20 protein-coding genes are annotated in these 22,470 nt (G+C 57.6%); 8 read left to right on the top strand and 12 right to left on the bottom strand.

Translation table 11 applies throughout. The annotated features are described in order from the left end of the window. Window positions 1–36 precede the first annotated feature (36 nt). From gyrB to dnaA, 5 genes are all read right to left on the bottom strand, one after another. Complete coding sequence (gene gyrB / locus QKB66_RS08985; RefSeq protein WP_070432485.1) at window positions 37–2,091, bottom strand: DNA topoisomerase (ATP-hydrolyzing) subunit B; 2,055 nt, start codon at window positions 2,089–2,091, stop codon at window positions 37–39. 142 nt (window positions 2,092–2,233) lie between these two features. Next, window positions 2,234–2,755, bottom strand: coding sequence for a DciA family protein (locus QKB66_RS08980; protein WP_070432484.1), 522 nt, complete (start codon window positions 2,753–2,755; stop codon window positions 2,234–2,236). Next, complete coding sequence (gene recF, locus QKB66_RS08975; RefSeq protein ID WP_070432483.1) at window positions 2,748–3,914, bottom strand: DNA replication/repair protein RecF; 1,167 nt, start codon at window positions 3,912–3,914, stop codon at window positions 2,748–2,750. Before recF ends, QKB66_RS08980 begins: the two co-directional genes overlap by 8 nt. Next, on the bottom strand, window positions 3,914–5,095 hold the full coding sequence (gene dnaN, locus QKB66_RS08970) for a DNA polymerase III subunit beta (RefSeq protein WP_082778674.1): 1,182 nt from the start codon (window positions 5,093–5,095) through the stop codon (window positions 3,914–3,916). The genes recF and dnaN overlap by 1 nt, the downstream gene beginning before the upstream one ends. 545 nt (window positions 5,096–5,640) lie before the next feature. Continuing rightward, the gene (gene dnaA / locus QKB66_RS08965; RefSeq protein ID WP_070432482.1) at window positions 5,641–7,185 is read right to left on the bottom strand and encodes a chromosomal replication initiator protein DnaA; all 1,545 of its coding nucleotides are present in this window, start codon (window positions 7,183–7,185) and stop codon (window positions 5,641–5,643) included. A 617-nt stretch (window positions 7,186–7,802) separates the two neighbouring features. Here dnaA and rpmH point away from each other — a divergent pair. Genes rpmH through QKB66_RS08925 form a run of 8 tightly spaced genes read left to right on the top strand, consistent with a single transcriptional unit; the run spans window position 7,803 to window position 12,643 of the window. After that, on the top strand, window positions 7,803–7,946 hold the full coding sequence (gene rpmH / locus QKB66_RS08960; protein WP_005530694.1) for a 50S ribosomal protein L34: 144 nt from the start codon (window positions 7,803–7,805) through the stop codon (window positions 7,944–7,946). A 2-nt stretch (window positions 7,947–7,948) separates the two neighbouring features. Further along, on the top strand, window positions 7,949–8,308 hold the full coding sequence (rnpA, locus tag QKB66_RS08955) for a ribonuclease P protein component (RefSeq protein WP_062042802.1): 360 nt from the start codon (window positions 7,949–7,951) through the stop codon (window positions 8,306–8,308). Further along, a complete protein-coding gene (gene yidD / locus QKB66_RS08950) occupies window positions 8,296–8,571 on the top strand; it encodes a membrane protein insertion efficiency factor YidD (RefSeq protein ID WP_246817643.1) in 276 nt (91 codons plus the stop codon). The genes rnpA and yidD overlap by 13 nt, the downstream gene beginning before the upstream one ends. Before the next feature lie 9 nt (window positions 8,572–8,580). Next, window positions 8,581–9,567, top strand: coding sequence for a membrane protein insertase YidC (gene yidC, locus QKB66_RS08945; protein ID WP_248092843.1), 987 nt, complete (start codon window positions 8,581–8,583; stop codon window positions 9,565–9,567). 14 nt (window positions 9,568–9,581) lie between these two features. After that, window positions 9,582–10,190, top strand: coding sequence for a 16S rRNA (guanine(527)-N(7))-methyltransferase RsmG (rsmG, locus tag QKB66_RS08940; protein ID WP_070432481.1), 609 nt, complete (start codon window positions 9,582–9,584; stop codon window positions 10,188–10,190). Window positions 10,191–10,200: 10 nt separating this feature from the next. Then, window positions 10,201–11,049, top strand: coding sequence for a ParA family protein (locus tag QKB66_RS08935; protein ID WP_061925513.1), 849 nt, complete (start codon window positions 10,201–10,203; stop codon window positions 11,047–11,049). 8 nt (window positions 11,050–11,057) lie between these two features. Next, complete coding sequence (locus QKB66_RS08930) at window positions 11,058–12,068, top strand: ParB/RepB/Spo0J family partition protein (RefSeq protein WP_070432480.1); 1,011 nt, start codon at window positions 11,058–11,060, stop codon at window positions 12,066–12,068. Continuing rightward, the gene (locus QKB66_RS08925) at window positions 12,068–12,643 is read left to right on the top strand and encodes a hypothetical protein (RefSeq protein ID WP_061925507.1); all 576 of its coding nucleotides are present in this window, start codon (window positions 12,068–12,070) and stop codon (window positions 12,641–12,643) included. The genes QKB66_RS08930 and QKB66_RS08925 overlap by 1 nt, the downstream gene beginning before the upstream one ends. On the opposite strand, the gene QKB66_RS08920 is transcribed toward QKB66_RS08925, so the two are convergent. The 7 genes from QKB66_RS08920 to murJ all read right to left on the bottom strand — a co-directional run bounded on the left by QKB66_RS08920 (window position 12,640) and on the right by murJ (window position 22,467). Beyond that, window positions 12,640–13,821, bottom strand: coding sequence for an N-acetylmuramoyl-L-alanine amidase (locus tag QKB66_RS08920; RefSeq protein WP_414253147.1), 1,182 nt, complete (start codon window positions 13,819–13,821; stop codon window positions 12,640–12,642). The genes QKB66_RS08925 and QKB66_RS08920 overlap by 4 nt on opposite strands. A gap of 62 nt (window positions 13,822–13,883) precedes the next feature. Beyond that, a complete protein-coding gene (trxA, locus tag QKB66_RS08915) occupies window positions 13,884–14,213 on the bottom strand; it encodes a thioredoxin (protein ID WP_070432478.1) in 330 nt (109 codons plus the stop codon). Window positions 14,214–14,218: 5 nt separating this feature from the next. Then, complete coding sequence (gene trxB, locus QKB66_RS08910; RefSeq protein WP_062036520.1) at window positions 14,219–15,145, bottom strand: thioredoxin-disulfide reductase; 927 nt, start codon at window positions 15,143–15,145, stop codon at window positions 14,219–14,221. A gap of 142 nt (window positions 15,146–15,287) precedes the next feature. Then, entirely contained in the window at window positions 15,288–15,827 is a 540-nt protein-coding gene (locus QKB66_RS08905) for a sigma-70 family RNA polymerase sigma factor (RefSeq protein WP_062036523.1), read from the bottom strand. Window positions 15,828–15,908: 81 nt separating this feature from the next. Beyond that, the gene (gene pepN / locus QKB66_RS08900; RefSeq protein WP_414253146.1) at window positions 15,909–18,392 is read right to left on the bottom strand and encodes an aminopeptidase N; all 2,484 of its coding nucleotides are present in this window, start codon (window positions 18,390–18,392) and stop codon (window positions 15,909–15,911) included. Between the two features lie 214 nt (window positions 18,393–18,606). Beyond that, entirely contained in the window at window positions 18,607–19,134 is a 528-nt protein-coding gene (locus tag QKB66_RS08895; protein ID WP_096336400.1) for a YceI family protein, read from the bottom strand. A gap of 156 nt (window positions 19,135–19,290) precedes the next feature. Beyond that, on the bottom strand, window positions 19,291–22,467 hold the full coding sequence (gene murJ, locus QKB66_RS08890; RefSeq protein ID WP_414253145.1) for a murein biosynthesis integral membrane protein MurJ: 3,177 nt from the start codon (window positions 22,465–22,467) through the stop codon (window positions 19,291–19,293). Window positions 22,468–22,470 lie beyond the last annotated feature (3 nt).

Below are 22,470 nucleotides of genomic sequence, written 5' to 3'. Positions count from 1 at the left end.
GCGCAAGTTTTTCTGGCTCGTGTAAAGCCAAAGGCTTTACACGTCCAGGAAGCGAACGTCCTTCGCGCGGCGGGTAATGAAGGAACGGCGAGCCGAGACATCATCACCCATCAGGATGGAGAAGAGCTCGTCGGCGCGTTGTGCGTCTTCCAGATCCACGCGGCGCAGGATACGGGTGGTTGGGTCGAGTGTGGTCTCCCATAGCTCGGATGCGTTCATCTCACCCAGGCCCTTGTAGCGCTGGATGCCGTCGTCCTTGTTGATCTTGCGATTAGCTTCGAGGCCTTCTGCCAGCAGCTTGTCACGCTCGGCATCGGAGAAGGCATAGCCCGGCTGGCCCTTTGCCCACTTGAGCTTGTACAGCGGCGGATTAGCCAGGTAGACGTGGCCATCCTCAACCAGCTGCGGCATGAAGCGGAAGAGCAGGGTCAACAGCAAGGTCGCGATGTGCTGGCCGTCAACGTCAGCGTCGGCCATCAGCACGATCTTGTTGTAGCGCAGCTTGGAGATGTCGAATTCTTCATGGATACCGGTGCCCAAAGCAGTGATGATCGCCTGGACCTCGGCATTTTTTAGAACCTTATCCATGCGTGCCTTCTCCACGTTCAGGATCTTGCCGCGCAGCGGCAGAATTGCCTGGAACATGGAGTCACGGCCGGCCTTTGCGGAGCCGCCTGCGGAGTCACCCTCCACGATGTAAAGCTCGGAGATCTTCGGATCCTTAGAACGGCAATCGGCAAGCTTGCCGGGCAGGCCGCCCAAGTCGGTGGCGGACTTACGGCGCACCATCTCGCGGGCCTTACGCGCTGCGACGCGTGCGTGCGCGGAGGAAACGGCCTTGTTGATAATCGCTTTTGCCTCTGCCGGGTTGGCATCGAACCAGTCGTTGACGTGCTCGTTGACGGCGCGCTGGACGAAGCCCTTAATCTCAGAGTTGCCGAGCTTGGTCTTGGTCTGACCCTCGAACTGTGGGTCACTGACCTTGACGGAAATGACGGCAGAAAGGCCCTCACGGCAGTCATCGCCGGAAAGGTTGCCGTCCTTCTCCTTGACCAGCTTGTGCTCCTTGGCGTAGCGGTTCATCAAGGAGGTCAGCGCGGCGCGGAAACCCTCTTCGTGGGTACCGCCCTCATGGGTGTTGATGGTGTTGGCGAAGGTGTGGACGGACTCCTTATAGCCCTGGTTCCACTGCAGAGCGACCTCGACCTCGTGATCCTCACCCTTGACGTCGAAAGCGACGATGGTGGGGTGGATGGCGGTCTTGGTCTTATTGAGGTGTTTGACGTAGTCAATCAGGCCGTCTGGGTAGTGGTAGACAACCTTCTTCTGCAGCTTCTTTGCCGGCTTATCCTCGCTCGGGCCGTCTGCTTCGGAATCGACGTCGACGTCGTCAAAGGACTCAGCGTCCAGGGCGGTCTCGCCGGATTCGGCGTCGGCAATTGCCTCAAGCTCGAGCTGCTCCTCGGTAACGCGCTCGTCGATGAGCTCGATGGTCAGGCCCTTGTTCAGGAAGGCCATCTCCTGCAGGCGGCGTGCGATGGTCTGGTAGTCATAATCCGTGGTCTCGAAGATCTCTGGATCGGCCCAGAAACGGATCGTGGTACCGGTACCGCGAGCATTGCCGCCTTCGACCAGCTCATCTGGGATGGCGTTAGAGAAGTTCTGATACCAGTGCTTGCCGTTGCGCTTGATCTCTGCCTCAACGCGAGTAGACAAAGCATTCACAACGGAGATACCGACGCCGTGCAGACCACCGGAGACTGCGTAGGAATCGGAGTCGAACTTACCACCGGCATGCAGCTGGGTCATGACAACCTGGACGGTCGGCGCACCGGAGGCGTGCATCTCCACAGGGATGCCGCGGCCATCATCGATAACCTCAACGCCGCCGTCGGCGAGCAGCTTGACGACGACCTTGGAGGCATAACCAGCCATGGCCTCATCGACCGAGTTATCCACGACCTCCCAAATCAGGTGGTGGAGACCGCGTACGCCGGTGGAACCGATGTACATACCTGGACGCTTGCGGACGGCCTCGAGGCCCTCCAAGATGGTAATGGAACTAGCACCATATGCGTGTTCTTCAGCCACGGAAACGTGTACTCCTTTTGGCTATAGCAAAATCTAAGACTTTAGCTATTCTACACGGTGTCCCCCTACTAGAGAGCGCTCCACACCAGTGAGAGGGCGGAATTTAGCCCGATTTTTCGATCTGGATTTTCTCCCGCGGCGGCTATCCGTAGGTATCTTGCGAGCCTTGCGGCTTCACCCACTGCCGGCCCTGATAATTGCGGTGTTGCTTGGGGCCTTGAATACGCAGTTCAACGATGACGTCGGGCCCGAGGCGGTCCGCGATTTTGCGCAAGATCTGGCGTTGCAGATAGCGCAGCTCCGTAGCCCACACAGAGGCATCGCAAGAAATATAGACGACCTTGTCCTTAATTCGCTCGGGCTTCGTGTGCGCGGCGATGCGCTCGCCCACCAGGTTGGCCCAATTGCCCATGACCCAACCATCAGCAAGCTCGTTTTCCCACCCGCGGCGCACAATCTCCTTGTTCAGCGTGGCACCGAGACTGGGGATATCCAGACTGCGACGCTGCCGCCTGCCATCGGGGCCGGTGGGCCTGCCCACGCGGTATTTCTTCGCTGGTGCATCGTGACTGATCTTCATCTTCGGCGCTGGCTTATCCAGTTTGGGAGCATTCTTGGAATTTGAACGCACACGATCAAAGAAATCCTGAATAGGATCAGTCATCGTCGCTCACCTTTGTAATTTCAGAAATCCGCCCCTCTTGAGTATCCCGAACGGAGACTTCATAGCGCACGATCGGCTCTAGGTTGCCGGGCAGGTCCTCATCCACGGCGGCGGTGATCAGCACTTGTTCGGCTTCGGTAGCCAGGTGCACGAGCTTCTCCCGGCGCTTGGCGTCGAGTTCGGCGAAAACATCGTCGAGAATCAAAATTGGATCGGTGCCTTCCTCGCGCAGGAGATTGAACTCGGCAAGGCGCAATGAAATGGCATATGACCAGGTCTCACCGTGACTAGCAAAACCTTTTGCCGGCTGCGTTCCGAGGTTGAGCACGAGATCATCGCGGTGCGGGCCCACCAGGGAGATGCCGCGCTCGATCTCGCGCTGCCGCTTAGCGGCAAGCTCGGTGAGCATCACTGCTTCCAGTACGTCGCGGTCAGAAACATCGATCGTAGATTTGTACTCGATGTGGGCTGGACGCGATTCCGGGGCCAGGCCTGAATAGGCGGATGGGATCAGCTCGCTTAAGGCGTCGACAAGTGCAAGGCGTGCCTGAATCACCTGCGCGCCTAAATGTGCGAGCTGGGCGTCCCATACATCCAACGTGGCCAAAGCCGAGGCACCATCGGCGTCATCGTAGCCGCGGCGCAGGCTTGACGACGCCGACTTTAAAAGCGCATTGCGTTGCTTTAAGACCTTGTCATAATCCGCCTTTACCCCAGCTAAGCGCGGGGTACGCGAGGCGATGATGTCATCCATGTAGGTGCGCCGCTCAGCCGGCTCACCACGCACGAGCGCGAGATCCTCAGGCGAGAACAACACGCTTTTGACCACGCCCAATACCTCGCGCGGGCTTTTCAACCGCGTGCGATTGATCTGGGCTTGGTTAGCCGCGTGCGGTTTGATGAGCAGGTGCGCGGTAAGCTCGCGGCCCCGATTGACGGCAGTGGTGGAGATTCTGGCATTAGCGGCGCTTTGACGTACCAACGGGGCGTCGTGGCTAACACGGTGCGAGGACAGGTGGGCCACGTACCCGATCGCCTCGACGATGTTGGTTTTGCCAAAACCGTTGCGTCCGACGAACAAAGTGATCCCCGGGCCGAGCTCAATATGCAGCTCAGGCCACGAGCGAAAATCCCGGACGTCGAGTTCGCGGATGAACATTAACCTGGCAGACGGACCGGCATCAGAAGGTAGGTGAAGTTGGTCTCCGGGGTTGGGAAGACTCCATCCTCATCTGCCATCGGCATCTCCTCTGGCTCCGGAATCATAATTGCTGGGCGGGAAGGCTCAGTGAAGCCGAAGACCACGCGGTCAGTGTGGACCACGGCCAGGCCATCCTTGAGGTAGCCCGGGTTAAAGGCGATGGTGAATTCATCGCGGCCGGTAAATGCACAAGGCAAAGTCTCGTCTGCCTTACCGGAATCCGCGCCAGCTGCCAGGGTGACCTGACCTTCAGAAAAGTCCATGCGGATCTGGGCGTTGCGATCAGTCAGCAGGGAAACGCGGCGGATGGCTTCCTGCAGCGGAGCAACCTCGATGCTGGCCATCGCGGTATGCGTCTTTGGCAGCAGCGGAGAGACGTTTGGGAAGTCTGCATCCAGCATGCGCGTGGTGGTCTCGCGGTTATCCGCGTGCAGACCAAACAGGCCCTCTGCGCCAATGTTTTCGCCGGTGCCTACCGCGATCTCCACCGGGATGTTGAGGTGAGTATCAAGGGAGCGGCCGGTGTCTTGCAAGGTCTTCGCAGGAACCAGCAGCTTTGCCTTTACGTCAGGGGATACCGGATCCCACTCGAAGGTGCGCATAGCCAAGCGGAAACGGTCGGTAGCAGTCATTTCGACGTGGGAACCGTTGATTTCCATATGCACGCCGGTCAGCATCGGCAGAGTGTCATCCTTGCCGGCAGCGGATGCGACCTGGCTGATGGCCTCAACGAAAAGCTGTGGGTTGATGGTGCCGGTGACCTCCGGCAGAACCGGCAGCTGCGGGTAATCATCGAGTGGAATGATAGGCAGCTCGAAGCGGGAGGAACCGCAGGTGAGCAGGACCTTGGAATCCTGCTGGGTCATCTCGACTTCCTTGTTCGGAAGGGTGGCAACGATGTCTGCGAGCAACTTACCGGCGACGGCGATGCGGCCTGGTTCGTCGATCATTGCCGCAATGCGTACGCGAGTAGAAACTTCGTAGTCGAAGCCGGTGAATTCCAAACCATTGTCATCGGCGGTGATAAGCATCGCGCGAAGAACAGGCTGCGTCACCTTGGAAGGCAGACTACGGGCTACCCAAGCAACTGCGTTGGCCAGATCATCTTTGGCAACACGAAATGACACAGATTGGTCCATGGTCTCGATGAGCTCCTTGCTGGGTTCTAGCTGGGTTGATTTTTGTAAGTAACAAAAGCTGTTTCCAACTTACCGCATGGGCGCCGTGCGACAGACTTTTGTAATTCACTCGCGGCCTGGTGCCTCGGCTCGAGGCGAGGGCGAGAATTACACACATCCCCTTTTTACTTTAGGGATCAGGAAAAATAGTTAGTAGTAGTAATAACCGTTGTGGGATCTGTGGATAACGCCCTAAACGACAAGGTGGTGGGCCCGATCCGCGCTGTGATCGTGGCTGTGGGATCAGTGTGATCAAATTACATAAATTGTGAGTAACCGGAGGGGGACCGATTTTATCCACAATCTATCCCCAGGATTGTGGAATTTGATCACAGCGTTGATCACAAGCTCCTGATCAGGGCGAATGCTTTGTGAAAAACAAAAATGTGTCGAAGATCTATGAATTACAACAATGAAATTACACAGGTGTGAATAACGCTGTGGATAAATATAACCCGCCACCTAAGTGCAGGTGGCGGGTTATATTTCTAGCTGCAGAAAGCGTTTTAAGAACGGCTGTGGTTCTTGATCCTTTGGGTCAGCGCCTGGATCTCATCGTAGGTATTGCGGTTTTCTGTCATTTCCTTACGGATCTTGCGATCGGCATAAATGACAGTCGTATGATCCTTGCCTCCGAACTGATCACCGATCTTCGGCAAGGAAAGCTCAGTCAGCTCGCGGCAGAGATACATAGCCAACTGGCGGGCATGAGCGACGGCGCGCTTTTTGCCCGCACCGCGCAGGGTCTCGACGTCGATGTCGAAGAACTCTGCTGTTACTTCCATGATCGCAGTTGCCGTAATTTCACGTCCCGCTGAATCGGGCGCGAGATCGTGCAATGCGATCTCCGCCATCTCCAAGCTGATCGGCTCGTTAACCAAAGAGGAATAAGCAGAAACGCGAATCAGCGCGCCTTCAAGCTCGCGAATAGAAGACTCGAAGCGCGAAGCGATGAGCTCTAGAACAGATCGATCTACTTCGGTGCCGTCCGCAGCTGCCTTCTTCATTAAGATGGCTATGCGGGTCTCAAGGTCTGGCGGCTGAATATCCGTGATCAAACCACCTTCGAAGCGAGTGCGCAGGCGATCCTCCAGGGTGGTCAGCTGCTTCGGCGGACGGTCAGAAGACAAGATGATCTGCTTATTGGCTTGATGCAGCGCATTAAAGGTATGGAAGAACTCCTCCTGAGTCGATTCCTTACCCTCCAAGAACTGAATGTCATCAACCATCAAGATGTCCAGATTGCGATAACGCCGCTTGAAGGACTCCTGGCGGTCATCGCGCAAAGAATTGATGTAGTCGTTAGTAAATTCCTCGGAAGAAACGTACTTCACGCGCAGACCCGGATGCAGTACCTGCGCGTAGTTGCCCGCGGCGTGCAACAGATGGGTTTTGCCCAGACCGGAGCCGCCCCAAATAAACAGTGGGTTATAAGCACGCGCTGGATTTTCCGCTACGGCCACCGCCGCGCCGTTGGCAAAGCGGTTGGAGGAACCGATAACGAAGTTTTCAAACGTGTGCTTTGGATTCAGCGACTCTTCCCTATTGGGATCGTGCGCCGGCTGCTCACGCGGAATGCGGGCATCTGCATTGTGCTGAGGCTGGTACTGCTGCTGTTGCTGGTTGTAATGATCGGCCAGTTCATCCAAGCTCGCCGGGGCATGGCTGGTCTGCCAAGCCTGCTGTGGCGGCTGATACTGCGGCTGTGAAGGCGCCTGCGGTGCTTGAGCCGGGGCGTCGTTAAGCGGTGCTTCTTCCTCCACCGGATTGGCCAGAGTTACAGCAAGCGTGCACGGCCTGCCCAGGTGCCGGGTAAGGGCACGCGAGATGTGTGGGCCGAGATCGGTTTCGATGACTGCCTTGGCCTTTTCATTGTGTGCTGCCAGCAGTGCGTAGCCATCCATCATCATGATGGGTCGCGCGAGCTGCAGATACAGTCGCTGCGTGTGGTTGAAGTTGGGTACCTCTGAGTTGGGTTTCTCAGATTGGGCGAGCAGATCTTCCACTACTGCTCGCCAGTTGGCGTTAAGTACCGCTTGTTGATCAGTCAACGCGCCTACCTTGTGCGGCCTTCCCAGAAGAAGGCCCTAGTTCGGACGGAGAAAAATTTACAGTGAATTTCACGGACGTATCCACATCGAAAATTGCGGAACGACCTCGATCTCCACAGAGTTATCCACAGATGTGGAACAAAGGTTTATCCACAGCCTAGTCGATGGCTGTGGATAACTATCAATCGGGTACTTTAGGCTATTTACCTGCTGGAATACAAAAAGTCTAAAGCTAAGATTTAGAGTTATTCACACCTTGTGGACGGCTGTGGAATTCGATTCTTTAGTTTTACCGCCGAGTTAGCGGGGCTGTCTAATGCTTTTCGGTGCGTGCATGGTGTGAACTTAAAATGCAAGCCGCCACATGTGCTCTGACCCCGCAAAGTAGCCTTTTAGCTGCAGATAAAAACATCTTTGTAATTTTGGGTACACCCGGGTGTCGATTTGTTCAAGGCTGCATTCGTCACGTAATCTGTCATGGTCTATCGCAACAGAAGACGTTGCGCGTGAGTGCGAACCCACTCCCAAGGGTTGCTAACTACTCACATATCCATTCATCAGTGGAGCTGGGGGAATAACTTTCTCTGGGCTCCGCGCACAACTTCAAGGAGATAATCGTGGCAAAGGGTAAGCGTACCTTCCAGCCCAACAACCGTCGTCGCGCTCGTAAGCACGGTTTCCGCACCCGCATGAGCACCCGTGCAGGTCGCGCCATCGTCGCAGCTCGTCGCAAGAAGGGCCGCGCAAAGCTGTCGGCATAATCGTGCTTCCAGCCCAGCATAAGCTCACCTCGCCAGCGGAATTCCGCAGGACGATCAAGGGCGGCAAGCGGGCCGGTACACGTACGGTTGTTGTGCACTTTCGTAACAACACCAGCCAAGACACCAAATTCGATATTGCGGCCGCTGGCCCAAGGTTCGGATTGGTTGTTTCAAAAGCCGTCGGGAATGCAGTGGTTCGCCACCGCACCTCCCGGCGGCTTCGGCATGTGTGCAGGTCCCTCTTTCCGGATCTTCCACCGACCGCAGATCTGGTTATCCGCGCGCTTCCCGCAAGCGCCACAGCGAGCAGTGAGCAACTAGAAAAAGACATCCGCAAGGCTCTGCGTAAATGCGGTATGTAAATTCTTCCGGTGTCGAAATCCCGGAAGCTAAGGGTGTGGCAAAACCGATGGTAAAAGCGGTGCGCTTCTACCAAAAGTATTTCTCACCCCTTAAGATGGTTTCCACCTGTCGTTTTGAACCGACTTGCAGTGCCTACGCCCTCGAAGCACTCTCCGTTCACGGAGCTTTCAAAGGCGCCGGCATGGCCATCGCTAGGGTTTGCAAATGCGGCCCTTGGCATCCGGGCGGGTTTGATCCCGTACCCGGCACGAACAACAACTGAGGACTATCCTTGCTTAATATCATCTATTGGCCGATCTCGGCCGTCTTGTGGTTCTGGCACTGGCTTTTGAGCTTCGTGATGGATCCTTCTTTGGGCATCACGTGGATTCTCTCGATTGTCCTGCTGACGTGGACGCTCAAGGCCATCATGGTCAAGCCGACCATCACCCAGCTGCGCTCATCCCGCAAGATGCAGGAGATCCAGCCGCAAATCCAGGAGCTGCGTACCAAGTACGCGAATGACCAAACCAAGGCTGCGCAAGAGATGCAGCGCATCTACAAGGAATCTGGCGTTCGCCCGATGGCAGGCTGCCTGCCGATTTTCGCTCAGATCCCAATGTTCATTGGTCTGTTCCATGTTCTGCGCGCCTTCGACCGCACCATTCAGACTGTGGGTGGCTTCGGTCACCCAGCTGATGAGCCAATGTCGGTGGAGGCTAACGCGAACACTGCGAACTACATCTTCAAGCCGGAATTGGTGCAGCAGTTCCTGGACGCCAAGATCTTTGGCGTTCCGCTGATTACCAACTTGCGCGTGAACTCGCCGATTCTGGATCAGCAGGGCATCACGACGTCGCAGGCAGCGGTCATCATCGTTCCGTTGATTGCCATCATTGTGGTTTTGACCCACTTCAATGCCCGTATGTCGCTTAACCGCCAGGAGGCACGCCGTGCTTCCGGGAAGACTCCGACCCCGCAAGGCCAGAACGCTGAGATGATGCAGCAGCAGATGGCAATCATGAACAAGATGATGCTGTGGGTCATGCCAGGCATGCTGGTCTTCTCCGGTGCTATTTGGCCTATTGGCTTGCTGTTCTACATGTTGGCCAACACCGTCTGGACCTTCTTCCAGACTCGCATCGTGTACAAGAAGATGGATGAGGAAGAGGAGCGAGAGGCAGCCGCCAAGGCAGAACTCAAGCGCACTTCCGCACCGAAGCCAGGCGTGCGCAAGAAGGACAACCGCACCAAGAAACAGCGCAAAAACAACAACTAAAACAGGAGTTTCTAGTGTCCGATTTGGACCCGTCTGAAGTATTTGGCTCCCGTCTGCCACTCGCGCAGGCTTACCACGATTCGCTCGCTACAGACGGGTCCATTCGTGGTTTTATAGGCCCCCGCGAAGTCCCGCGCCTGTGGGAGCGCCATCTTCTCAACTGTGCCGTGATCGGCGATGTCATGCCGGAAGGCGCCCGCGTAATCGACGTCGGCAGTGGCGCAGGCCTCCCAGGCATCCCGCTGGCCATTGCGCGCCCAGACCTTGATATCACCCTGATCGAGCCGCTTCTAAAGCGCTCTAATTACCTGTCTGAGGTCAAGGAGCTGCTGGGCCTAGATAACGTCACCGTCATCCGCGGCCGCGCCGAAGAAGGCCCAGTGAAAAAGGCCGTGAAGGGTGCAGACATCGTGACCTCTCGCGCCGTCGCGCCCTTGGGCAAGCTTGCCAAGTGGTCGCTGCCATTGGTCAAGGTGGGCGGCGAGATGATCGCTTTGAAGGGCGAGTCCGTGTATGAAGAGCTGGAGCGCGACGCAGCTGAGCTAAAGCGTGCTGGCGCAGGTAAAGCCGAGGTCACCACCATCAAGGGCACGACTATCATCCGTGTCCCGCGCGTGAACTAGAGTAGACGGCATGACTAATCCACGTCTTATCACCATCGCGAACCAGAAAGGCGGCGTTGGCAAGACCACGTCGGCTGTCAATCTAGCCGCGGCGCTCGCTGAGGCCGGCAAAAAAGTGTTGGTGATCGACCTGGACCCGCAGGGCAATGCCTCAACTGCGGTGGGCGCTGCCCATACCTCGGGCACTGATTCGAGCTACGAGGTCTTGCTGGGAGACCGCACTGCGGAGCAAGCAATGCAGCCGTCTCCTTCTAGCGCCAATCTCTTCTGTATTCCCGCCACCATTGATCTGGCTGGCGCGGAGATCGAAATGGTCTCGCTGGTACGCCGTGAGTTCCGCCTTTATGACGCACTCCATAACGGCTTCCTTGAAGAGCACGGCTTCGAGTACGTCTTCATTGATTGCCCGCCTTCGCTGGGCCTTTTGACCATCAATGCCATGACCTGTGCCGAAGAGGTCATCATTCCTATCCAGTGCGAGTACTACGCACTGGAGGGCGTGGGCCAGCTGCTGGGCAACATCTCCATGATTCGTGAGCACCTCAACGAGGAACTACATATTTCCGCCGTTTTGCTCACCATGTATGACGCCCGCACCAAATTGGCAGAGCAAGTTGCCCATGAAGTACGCGAACAATTCGGCGCTGTAGTTCTTGGTAATGTAATTCCGCGTTCGGTGCGCGTGTCTGAGGCGCCGGGTTACGGCAAGACTGTTATCTCCTATGATCCTTCTTCCACCGGTGCTAGGGCTTATTCGGCGGCGGCCCGCGAGCTCGATTCGCGCGGTGACTACCGCCCGCACCCCACCACTGGCGCCATCGGCGTTAGCCCAGAGATTTTCGCTGAATTGGAAGGATAAGTTTTAGCATGACGGAACAAAAGCAAGGTGGCCTCGGCAAGGGTCTTGCAGCACTTATCCCTTCTGGCCCCGACGCCCCATCCCGCAAGCCGCGCCTTGGTAACGATGCAGCAGATATCATCCTTGGCGCTGCTACCGGCGGTCCAGCTGGTGATAAGCCCCGCGTGAAGGGCGCGCCAACCATTCCACAGGGCGCTAATAAGAAGCGTCAGGCAAAGCCTTCCGTGATCGGCGCTACCTACCGCGAGATCGCGGTCGGTGACATCATTCCTAACCCAAAGCAGCCGCGTACCGTCTTCGACGAAGAAGGCCTCGCAGAACTCGTTCATTCCATCAAGGAGTTCGGTCTGCTCCAGCCGGTCGTCGTGCGCCCGGCAGATGAGGGCGGCTTTGAGCTCATCATGGGTGAGCGTCGTTGGCGTGCTTCCTCCAAGGCGGGACTTGCCACCATTCCGGCCATCGTCCGCGATACCAAGGATGACAACCTCCTGCGCGATGCCTTGCTGGAAAACATTCACCGCGTGCAGCTTAATCCATTGGAAGAGGCACACGCCTACCAGCAGTTGCTGGAGGAATTCGGCGTCACCCAGAACGAGCTGGCTGATCGCCTCGGCCGTTCCCGCCCGCAGGTGACCAACATGATTCGCCTGCTCAAGCTCCCGGTGAACGTGCAAAAGCGCGTCGCTGCTGGCACCTTATCCGGCGGCCATGCGCGTGCCCTGCTGGGCCTGCCCGATGCTGAGGCCATGGAGCTCATCGCCAACCGCATCATCGCAGAAGGCCTGTCCGTCCGTGCCACCGAGGAAGCGGTTACGCTGTACAAGAGGGGCGATAAGCCACAGGAGAAGAAGCCTGCTGCCCCGCAGCCACAGTACTTCACCGATTCCGCAGAGCGCCTGTCTGACCGCTTCGACACCAAGGTCACCGTCACCATGGGCAAGCGCAAGGGCAAGATGGTCGTCGAATTTGGCGATCAGGAAGATTTCGAGCGCATCCTTGGTCTCATCGAGGGCAAGTAATGCTCGTCGAGTCAGTCAAGGAAGGGGTGGAAATCAACCCCTTGGCGGCTCGTTCCATCTTTTGGGAGCTTGATACTGAGGTAACTGATCCCGCCTTCGAGAAAGAGGCGTGGATTTCCGCTGTGCTCCTAAGCGCCGGCGACTGTGGCCTAACGGTGGGCAACGAGGCTACGGTCTTCTTCTGCCCCGCTGATTATGCGCCTGGGGCGTCCAAGCTGCCTACCGCACCCGTGAGCCAGGACGCAGCTTTGCTGTCCTCATTGTTTGTGAAATCCCATCGCGCGGCACGTGGCTTGGAAGCGGTGCTTCTCGACGCCGCGATTATGAACCTTTCCTCGCGTGAGTTCAGCGCGGTAGAAGCTTTTGGCTACCGCGACGCAAAAGAGGCAGAGTTCCTATTACGCGAAAAACCCGCCTTCATCGGGCTTCTGTCAGTAGAAACCTTAGAATCGGCGGGTTTTATGGTGGTCCAAGACCACCCCGTTACTCCACGGCTGCGCCTGGATCTCCCACCAGCCTTCGACCTGCTCTCGGCCGCTGCGGTAGAAGATCTGCTAGCAAAAGCTTTGGCTTAAGCCTCCTCGGCGCGCAGCAACTCCGAGAACTTATAGGTGCCGGTGACAGCATCGTCATCATCGAGCAGGTAGAGGCGCTTTACAGAAACCACGATTGCTTCTGCAATATCATCGCGCTTGGCTGGCGTAGTAAGCACTTCTACGTCACCAGGGTTGGTGAGATAGCCCAAGACAACCTGGACAACTGGCATCTGCGTCAGGCGCAAAAGATCCCAGGTGCGGCCGTGGTTCCAGCAGTTTTGCAGTGGCGTGCGAGCCACGATCTCGCGCTGGATGAAACCAGAAAGAGTTTCACCAATGAGCGAGGAGCTGCCGATCTCTGAACCAAAGTAGAAGGTGGCAATGCCATTGGCCTTCTCGTTTGGATAGCGGTCACAAGCCAAAGAAATAACCAGATCGGCGTCGAAGGCGTTTGCCAGGTCCGCACGGTCCTTGACAGAAGGATTATCGGTACGTGGACGCGAGATGATGGTTTCCATGCCCGCTGCAATCATGCGTCCGGCCACGCGCTCTGCCAAGTCCCACAGAAGCTCTTCTTCGGTGACGTCACCAAAGCGGCCCTTGACCTTGATGCCCTTGTCGGCACCGCCTAAGGCAGGGTCGATGACGACGCGCTTGCCTGCAAGCTGTGGGCCGGCGTTGCGGACACGCTCGCGCTCTTGGATGTTGTGTGCGGAACCGCCGGTGATCCGGCGGCCCAGCAGATTAAGAGCGTTGATCGTGGTCGGACCACACACGCCATCCTTCTGGAGACCGCTGTTGAGTTGGTATTCCATGAGTGCGGAGTGAGTATCGGGACCGAAGTGGCCATCCACTCGGTTCTGGTAGAAACCGAGTTCTTGAAGTTGCTGCTGAAGTTGTGCGACATCGTCGCCAACTAAAACGTTGCCCGGCTCGTACGTGAGTACGCGCGCGCCCAAGCTATAAGAAGCCTGGCGCAGCTCACGAAGGGTAAGGTCATCGATTACGCCGGTGGGAACAATTCCGCGAGACTGCTGAAAGGCCTTGATGACCTCAGAGAGTTCGGCGTCGAATACTTTTTCCGTCTCGGAATACTTTTGTTGCTTCCAATCGGACAGTGCGCCTCGGTAATCCTTCATGAGGCCGAGACGGGCGAGGGTTGCACGTGCTTCGGCGACGCGGACACTTTGGTCACCGACCTGCAGAACGCGATTCACACCTACCCCTTTTCTCGTGTTAAAACTGTGCGCCCTGTGACGCATGTGAATAAGGCTACCAGTTAAAGCTGCTTTTGAATTTGTGCCACGATGTCTGACTTGGAACGCAGGCCGACAAATTCGTCGACCTTCTCGCCGTTGCGGAAGATCAGCACAGAAGGAATCGACATGATCTGGAACATGCCGCCCAGAGTGCGCTCCTCGTCGACATTAACCTTTACGACGGAAACATCCTCGCCCAACTCGCTGGCAACTTCATCCAAAATCGGGGAAAGCTTCTTGCATGGACCACACCATTCAGCCCAGAAGTCCACGACGACAGGCTTGGAAGCCGAAGCCTCAACGACGTCAGTACGGAAAGTATCCGTGGTTACGCTTGTTACGTTGCTCATGATTATTAAACGCTTTCTGCGAGGAAGTGTTCCGCATCGATTGCTGCGCGGCAGCCGGAGCCTGCCGCAGTAATAGCCTGCTGGTAATGGTCATCAACCAAGTCGCCGCAGGCGAAGACGCCCGGCAGGTTGGTCTTGGTGGAAGGCTGCTCAACGACGACGTAGCCGCCCTCGTTGAGCTCAACCTGGCCTTCCAGGAAGGCGGAGCGTGGATCGTGGCCGATGGCAACGAACATCGCGGTGACGTCCAGTGTGGAGACCTCACCGGTGATGGCGTCCTTGATCTCCAGGCCGGCAACCTTGCCCTCGCCCTCGAGAACGCGCTCTACGGTCTTGTTGGTAGCCCACTTGATCTGTGGATTGGCCTTTGCGCGCTCCAGCATGATCTTGGAAGCTCGGAAGTTCTCGGAGCGGTGAATGATGGTTACGGTCTCTGCGAACTTGGTGAGGAAGGTTGCCTCTTCCATTGCAGAGTCACCACCGCCAACGACGGCGATGTTGTGGCCCTTGAAGAAGAAGCCGTCACAGGTAGCGCAGGCAGAAACGCCGCGGCCAGCTAGCTCGGCCTCACCCGGGATGCCCAGGTAACGCGGTGCTGCGCCGGTGGCAAGAATGACGGTTCGAGCTTCGAAGACCTCGTCTCCAACGTGCAGCTTCTTGATATTCCCTGCCAGCTCGACAGAGTCAACAACTTCCATGCGCAGGTCCGCGCCGAAGCGGATGGCCTGGGAACGCATTTCTTCCATGAGCTCTGGGCCCATGATGCCTTTCTGGAAGCCTGGGTAGTTCTCCACCTCGGTGGTGTTCATGAGTTCGCCGCCGTACTCGAAGCCCTCGAAGACGATCGGCTTCAGTTCAGCGCGTGCGGCGTAAAGCGCCGCGGTGTAACCGGCAGGGCCGGAGCCTACGATGGCGACATCGTGGACGGTCATTAAAAACTCCCTTGCAATGTTTTGCTGGATTAACCCCACAAATCCTACCCGCGCCATGGTTAAATTCGGGTATCAGAAACGGGGTTGATGCTTAAACGTGACCTGTCCTGCAACGCTAAATATCGCAGGCTTATTTCCTTATTTAGGCCATGGCCTTGCGTAACACGCTACGTGCGCGGGCTCTACGGGATTTGATAGTACCTGGCGCTACTCCCTGCGCTGCGGCGACTTCGGCGATGCCATAGCCTTCAATGTCGGTCCAATACAGGGCGTCGCGCTGGTCTTGGCGCAGCAGCTCTAGGGCTTCGCGGACTGCCAGTTTGTCATCCAAGAACTCGTTCGGGTTATGCGCAAGCAGATGGTTGCGGTCATCATCGATGAAGTCCACATCGAGAGAAGAATTTTGCTGGTTGGAGCGATGCTTAACGTAGTCATAACCACAATTCATGACCAGTCGATGCAGCCAAGTAGAAAGCGCTGACTTGCGCCGGTACTTGTGCAGATTGCAGCTGGCGCGAAGCAGGGCTTCCTGGACGACGTCCTGCGCATCGGTGTCGTTGTGCGTATAACGGCGCGCCACAGTTGTAAGGCGGGCGCGGTGCCTTTCTACTATGACGGAAAAGGCTTTGTTATCCCCCTCGATGAAAGCCTCAACCAATTCATGATCACTGCGTTCAGACATGTAGATTCCCCCCGGATCAACAAGTATGTGAACCTGTTTTAACCGAGGGGAATCTAGTCGCGCTAGCGAACTGTGTCTTTCCTATTGACCACTTTTGACCCGCAGCGTGCGGCGCAAGTGATCCTGGCATTCGAGCAGCACGCGGCGCAGGGCACGTGGACGCTCAATGCGCAGGAACTCGTCCGTCGCGGCGTCTGCCATAGGCAGCTCTGGGTAGAGCCCACGGACGAGACGGTTGGCGATTTCGATCGGATGCTCCTGCCAGATCTTGTCCAAGACCGTGAAGAACTCTTCGGCGAAAGGCTCGGTGAGCTGCTTCGAACGTGGCGCGTTGAAAGCGGCAAGCAGGGAATCGACCTCGGCATTCGAGTAAGCGCCAGGTCGCAGGACCATATCAAAGACCTCGTGCTTGTCCCCTGGGAAGGAACGGGATACGCCGAGGTACGCCGCTGCACCGGTCAGCGTGTTATCGCGCTGCTTTTCTGCTTCCAGCTCCTCCTTCGTCACTGCCTCACGGGCTGCGAGCGCACGCAGCGCGGCCCAGCGAATATCGGGATCCGTGGCGTCGTCAAGCACTGCACGCAGGCGCTCGTTGGTGTCCTCCGGGCTGTCACCGAGCGCCGCGATGGCCGCGCGCGTGAGCAGCAGGTGGGTATCGGTACCTTTTTCTGCGTCTTGCAGCAGCTGCCAAATGTGGTTGGCAAAGTCGGGTGATTCCGGCAGATAATGGCTAACGGCGTACTGCGCATTGTTCAGGGCCGTGGCCAGCAGTGACGGCGACTCCCCTACTGCGTGCCGCAGTACGGTGTCGACGTAGTTTTGAGCCGGCCATTCGCCATCGCGCGTGAGGTTCCACAGGGAGGTCCAGATGACGGCGCGGGAAAGCTCATCCTCAATCGCGGAGAGCTTGTCTTGGATGGTGGCAAGTGAGGTTTCGTCGAAGCGCACCTTGGCATAGGTGTGGTCGCCATCGTTAAGCAGCAGCAATGCGGGTGCTGCCAGGCCAGAGGCGGCATCGACAATCGTGCGCGGGCCGGCGACATCGACGTCGAGGACCGCGTACTTGTTGAGATCGGCGTCGAAAAGCGCGGCGTTGAGGCGGTGCGGACGTGTCTCATCCTCGGCCTCGGCGAGCACGGCCAACTCCGTGATTTTTTCTCCTTCTACGTGCAGCTGCGGGGTCAGGGTGTCTGGACCCCAGGTCTTGAGCCATGCTGCAGACCACGCGTCGAGATCGCGCTCGGTGTGGTTTTTCAGCGCATCCAGGAGATCATCGAAGGTCGCAGCGCCGAAAGCATGGGCCTGGAAGTAGTCCTGCGCGCCCGCATAGAAGTTCTCACGGCCGACGTAGTGCACCAATTGCTTGAGTACGGAAGCGCCCTTGGCATAGGTGATGCCGTCGAAGTTTTGGCGCGCGGCATCCACGTCTGGGATATCGGCCTTGATGGGGTGCGTGGTGGGCAGCTGATCCTGCAGGTAAGCCCAGTTCTTGCGCTGGCCTGCGAAGTTCGCCCACGCCTCGGTGTATTCGGTGGCCTCGACGGAGGAATCCGCTCCCATGAACTCCGCGAATGACTCTTTGAGCCAGAGATCATCCCACCACTTCGGTGTCACGAGATCGCCGAACCACATGTGCGACATCTCGTGCAGGATCGTGTTGGTGCGGCCCGCATGCTGGGCACGGGTGGCCTGGGAGCGGAAGAGGTAGGTCTCGGTGAAGGTCACCAGGCCCGGATTCTCCATCGCACCCAGGTTGTACTCCGGCACAAAGATGGAATCGTACTTGCCCCACGGATACGGGAACTTGTACGCCTGGTGGAAGAAATCCATGCCTTGTGCAGTGATTTCTAGGATCTCATCGTCGAGGTACTGTTCCATCGACGCACGTGCGAAGGCGCGCAGCTGCGCGCTTAGGGTGCTATCCGGCGCGTTCCAAGTGCGCTGCTTGGACACGTAGGGCCCTGCGGCAAAGGAGGTCAGGTAGGTAGAAAGCAGCGGAGTGGATGCGAAGGTGACGCTCACGGAATCGCCGGACTCGCTGCGGTTTTCCTCCGGCTGGTTCGAAAGCAGCTGCCAGCCTGTTGGGCCGCTCAACGTTACCGTGAAATTCGCCTTGAGATCCGGCTGATCGAAGCATGGGAAGATGCGGCGGGCGTCGGAAGGCTCAAGGTGCGAGTAAAGGTAGGTATTCCCATCGGCCTGATCCTGCATGCGGTGCAGGCCCTGACCGGTGCGCGAATAGCGTGAGGAGCCCGTGATCTCCACGCTGATCTCCTCGCCTACCGGAAGATCGCGCAGGTAGATGCGCCCACCATCAAAGGTATTTTCCACCTCCGTGCCGTTTAGCCGCACGGAACGGACCTTATCGCCCAAGTAATCCACGAAGGTCTCAGGTGCGTTAGTCGTAAAGGTGATGCGGGAAGTTACCTCAAATGTCTCCGCCGAGGTAGGCGCGCTGTTGACATCAAGGTGCAAGTGATAAGCGGAAATCTGCAGCGCCGCACTGCGGGCCTGCGCTTCAGCCTGTGTGAGGTTCGCGGTTTTGCGGGAGGTCGTGTTAGCCATGTCGCTTATTTTAGGGATTGCCGTGCCCCGCGACTCCGTTTTTATCTGCTTGGTCTGATTGTTTCGGCTTGGCGGGTGCAAGGACCTTGTGGGAGAACCTTGCGGGAGAGCATTGTGGGCGCATGACTAAACCCCAACATCGACCGCACTTTGGGTGCGTTATCGGTGATGGGGTTTATGGCTGCTAGCCGGGCCAAATTTGGCCGCAAATTTCTTACTGCTTAATAGCGGAGATCTCGAGCTCGATCTTGATCTCCTCGGAGACCAGGACGCCGCCGGTCTTCAGCGGTGCGTTGAAGTCGATGCCGAAGTCGGTGCGGTTGATCTTGGTGGTTGCCTCGAAGCCGAAGCGGGTGTTGCCGAATGGATCCTCTGCCAGGCCCTCTGCCTCGACGTTCAGGGTGACCAGCTTGGTGGTGCCCTTGATGGTGAGGTCACCGGTAACGGTGCCGTTGCCAGTCTCGTCAACGTCAAAGGAGGTAGCGCTAAAGGTTAGTTCTGGGTACTGCTCGACGCTGAAGAAGTCATCGCCCTTAACGTGTTCGTCGCGGTCCTCGTTGCCGGTGTTGATGGAAGTGGCCTTGATGGTGGCCTCCGCCTTGGAATCGGCGATGTTTTCAGCGACGGTGATGGTGCCCTCGAACTCGTCGAACTTGCCGCGGGTCTTGGTGACCATTGCGTGGCGAGCCACGAAGCCGATGGTGGAGTGTGCTGGGTCGATTGCGTAAGTGCCTGCGAACATGGTGTTCTCCTAAGAAGTTTCGTTTTGTTGATGTGACAACATTGATTCTAGTTGCCGCTTTGGAATAGTCAACGCTTTAAGTAAAACTACTATTTCCAAAGACAAACGCCACCATGCCTAAGCAGGCATGATGGCGCTATTCAATCGTGAATAAAATTATGACAATCCAACGACTTGCATCTCTGAGACGGCTGTCTTGCCGTCAAACATGATGAGCACGCCGTCGAAGCCCTCCTGGACCTTCTCTAATTCGATGTCCTGCTTGGAAGAGCTCAGTTTACCTTCGGCCAGCTCGGTGCCCTCTGGGTCCTGCGGATCGAAGTCGGCCATGTCGACGCCATAAACCGTGAACTTGTTTCCCGTGGCGCCGTACTGGCTCAGTTGCAGCACGTGCAACTGCGTTTTCTTCTCAAGGGTGACCAGCGCGCCTTCTTCCACGTTGACGCGGTCAGCGGTCTTGCCATCAACGAGCGCCTTCTGCGGCTTATTATCCGGAACCGTGAAGGCTTCCTTTTCCTTCAGCAACACGGGCGGCGTATTCGGGAAGCTCGTTACCGAAGTCGAAGGCTTCGACACTGGCGAGTCATCGCCCACTAGGGACATGATCCACGCCGTCAGCGCCGCCATCAACACCACGAAGACCGTGGCAAAGACGCCCAGCACAATCGCGCCCGATCCCGAGTAGCCGCGGCCGCCAAAGCCCGGGATGGCCTCTGGTTGTTCAACCTTTTCTTCCGGAACGTCGAGCTTGTGGACCTCAGGTGCTTCGCCCTCGCCTTCGAGCTCCGCGTCCTCCTTGGCGAACTCCTCAAGCTTCTGCGCACGCTCGGCCAGTCCGTCTTCGGAATCGGCAATTTCTTGCAGCTCACTGGAACCTGCGGCCTCGGTCAACAACGTGATCGTGGAGTTGATTCCATCGAGGTCGGTTTCTTCCGTGTTGCGCTCCAGCACAGCGGGGAAAGCCAGCTTTGCGACGCCGTCGGTACCGATCTGCACGCGGCTGCGGTTATCCAGACCCAACACCAAGCCGTTTTCGTGGGCCGTAGCGATATCCGCAACCAGCGGAGCCAGAGCACGTGCGACGGCCTTTGGATCCAGGTTGTGGTCTTCTGCAACCGTCTTCAACGGCGTGCCCTCAATCCAGTCAGCCACTACGAGGCAGCCCTGACGATAGGACAGGATCTTGATGTTTGATGCAATCGCCGAAAGATGAAGCTCGCTGAGCTTGCGGGTATTGCGGGAGATCTCAGCCGAGCGGCGGGCAGCTACCGCCGGGGTGGCCGGTGCCAGCGGAGCCTCACCAGTGGTGTCCACGAAAGTCAGGGAGACGAGCCTGCCAGAGGACTGTTCGCGGGCCTTCCAGAAGCGGGCACCGGGGACGGAGCCGTAGTCTTTCAGCAAGCGGAAGCGGCCATCAGAGACCGGAGCGCCCGGCACCAGGCTCGGGCCGCGGACAATGCCAGCAGACATCGGTGGCGGAACCGGCGAGGAGTTGAATGCGTCTGCCGTGTAGACCGGCTGAATCTCTCGCACCTCCGGTTCCTCGATTTCGATGGCTTCGGCGTGCTCGATCTTGATGATCTTCGACATGCCCGGAATGCGCTGCAGCTGGCGGCCCAAGTTGATGACTTCTGGCAGTCCGGAGCGCGAAAGCACGATGCCGGCCACGACCACGAATACAACGCCCAGGAACGCTACTTCGAGCAAGTAGACGATGGAAGGAATGCTGTCCGGCAAGACGAGGTTGAAGCACCAGTGGAGGGCGGTTGCTGCGAGCAGGCCAATGCCACCGGCCAGGGTGGACCAGATGACGGTGGTGCGCAGTTCGCGGCCGCCCAGGCTGCCCAGCTTGCGCTTAAGCAGGAAGCCGCCGATAACCGCACCGGAGAGGAAGCCGAAGCCGTTCGCGGTACCCAGCAGGATGACCACGCGGTCGGTGGAGTCAGCGACCATCGGAGCAAGCAGGGTCAGCGCAATCTTGGTGGCCGTAATGCCGGCGATGATGAAGGTCGGCGTCCAGGTTTCCTCACGGGCGTAGAAGACGCGCAGGTGCAACAGCACGAGCGCATAAGGAATGAGCGTGAACGCGGAGAAGCTAATAGTCAGGCCGAGCTGCTCTGCGCTCGATGCGCCATAAGCGCCGTATTGGAACAGCGCGCGGGCGATTGGAATACCGAAGCCGGTCATGAAGATGACGATCGGAATAAGAGCGATAAGCGTCAGCTTCGAACCCAGCGTGAGATCGCGCACCACGGCTTCGACATCGCCGTTCGCTGCGTTGCGCGAAAGCCGCGGCATGATGGCGGTCAGCAGCGTGACGCCGATGACGCCATAAGGCACCTGCAGCATTAGCCATGCGTTCTGATAGACCAACATCGCGCCGTGGTCGGCGTAGGAAGCCACCTGGGAAGTGACAATGTAGCCGGCCTGGGAAATGGCAACGTAGACAATAATCGCCAACGCCATTCCGCCGAACTGCTTGATGCGATGATCGATTCCCCACTTCGGGCGCAGATCGATCTTGGCCTTAACCAGATAGGGAACCAAGATGAGGCACTGGACTACCACGCCCAACGTGGTGCCCAAGCCAAGCAAGATGACGTGCTTATCTGTCACGGGGGAAGCTGCCGTCGGATCCAGCTCGCCCGGCAGCAAGCGGTACATCAACAGCACCGTAATGGAAATGACGTTGTTGATAACCGGCGCCCAAGCGCCCGGCCCGAATACATTCTTCGTATTCAGGATCGCCTGGAAGAGCGCGAATAGACCATAGAAGAGGATCTGTGGAAGCAACAGATACGCCATCGACGTGGCCTGGAAGGCATTAACTTTACTGTCTTCCGGGACCATCAATCTGGTAATCAGTGGCGCGAAAACGATCGACAAAATCGTCACCACCGCAAGTAGCGACATCGCCAGGGTAAACAGCCTTCTCACGAAGGTTCTGCCGTTATCCGAATCTTCCTTTTCGGCTCGAACCAAAACTGGAACCACCAAAGAAGTCAGCACGGCGCCCAGGACAATCTCAGTAATGAGGTTAGGGATCTGGTTTGCCGTACCGAAGGCAGTTCCGACTACTTCGCCGAGGGTTGCGCCAATGAGCATCTGACGCAGGAAGCCAGTGATGCGCGAAAATAGCGTGGCAATCGCCATGGTGCCTGTCGCGCGGACAATCGAGCTATTGGAGTCTGCCTCCTGCTCGTGGTGAGAGCCACGCAGCGTCGACTTGTCTTCTTCCGGAACGACCTGGACGGGTTCGATCCGTTTCTCCGGCACAGGTGCCGGTGGCGTCGGCGTCACGATGCGACGGCGGGAGCCATATTCATTAGTCATAAA

Origin of the sequence: Corynebacterium sp. c25Ua_89, assembly GCF_047459735.1 — a bacterium.
Taxonomy (GTDB): domain Bacteria; phylum Actinomycetota; class Actinomycetes; order Mycobacteriales; family Mycobacteriaceae; genus Corynebacterium; species Corynebacterium simulans.
The sequence above is the reverse complement of the archived record's forward strand: the minus strand, read 5'-3'. Positions and strand labels throughout refer to the sequence as shown.

Coding starts and splice junctions, on each gene's coding strand:
- trxA (WP_070432478.1), bottom strand. CDS start 14,213: ATGAGCAACGTAACAAGCGTAACCACGGATACTTTCCGTACTGACGTC.
- recF (WP_070432483.1), bottom strand. CDS start 3,914: ATGTTCATCCGCGAACTCGACGTCCGGGATTTTCGCTCGTGGCCTGAG.
- QKB66_RS08925 (WP_061925507.1), top strand. CDS start 12,068: ATGCTCGTCGAGTCAGTCAAGGAAGGGGTGGAAATCAACCCCTTGGCG.
- yidD (WP_246817643.1), top strand. CDS start 8,296: ATGCGGTATGTAAATTCTTCCGGTGTCGAAATCCCGGAAGCTAAGGGT.
- QKB66_RS08935 (WP_061925513.1), top strand. CDS start 10,201: ATGACTAATCCACGTCTTATCACCATCGCGAACCAGAAAGGCGGCGTT.
- QKB66_RS08895 (WP_096336400.1), bottom strand. CDS start 19,134: ATGTTCGCAGGCACTTACGCAATCGACCCAGCACACTCCACCATCGGC.
- QKB66_RS08905 (WP_062036523.1), bottom strand. CDS start 15,827: ATGTCTGAACGCAGTGATCATGAATTGGTTGAGGCTTTCATCGAGGGG.
- QKB66_RS08980 (WP_070432484.1), bottom strand. CDS start 2,755: ATGACTGATCCTATTCAGGATTTCTTTGATCGTGTGCGTTCAAATTCC.
- dnaN (WP_082778674.1), bottom strand. CDS start 5,095: ATGGACCAATCTGTGTCATTTCGTGTTGCCAAAGATGATCTGGCCAAC.
- QKB66_RS08930 (WP_070432480.1), top strand. CDS start 11,058: ATGACGGAACAAAAGCAAGGTGGCCTCGGCAAGGGTCTTGCAGCACTT.
- murJ (WP_414253145.1), bottom strand. CDS start 22,467: ATGACTAATGAATATGGCTCCCGCCGTCGCATCGTGACGCCGACGCCA.
- trxB (WP_062036520.1), bottom strand. CDS start 15,145: ATGACCGTCCACGATGTCGCCATCGTAGGCTCCGGCCCTGCCGGTTAC.
- pepN (WP_414253146.1), bottom strand. CDS start 18,392: ATGGCTAACACGACCTCCCGCAAAACCGCGAACCTCACACAGGCTGAA.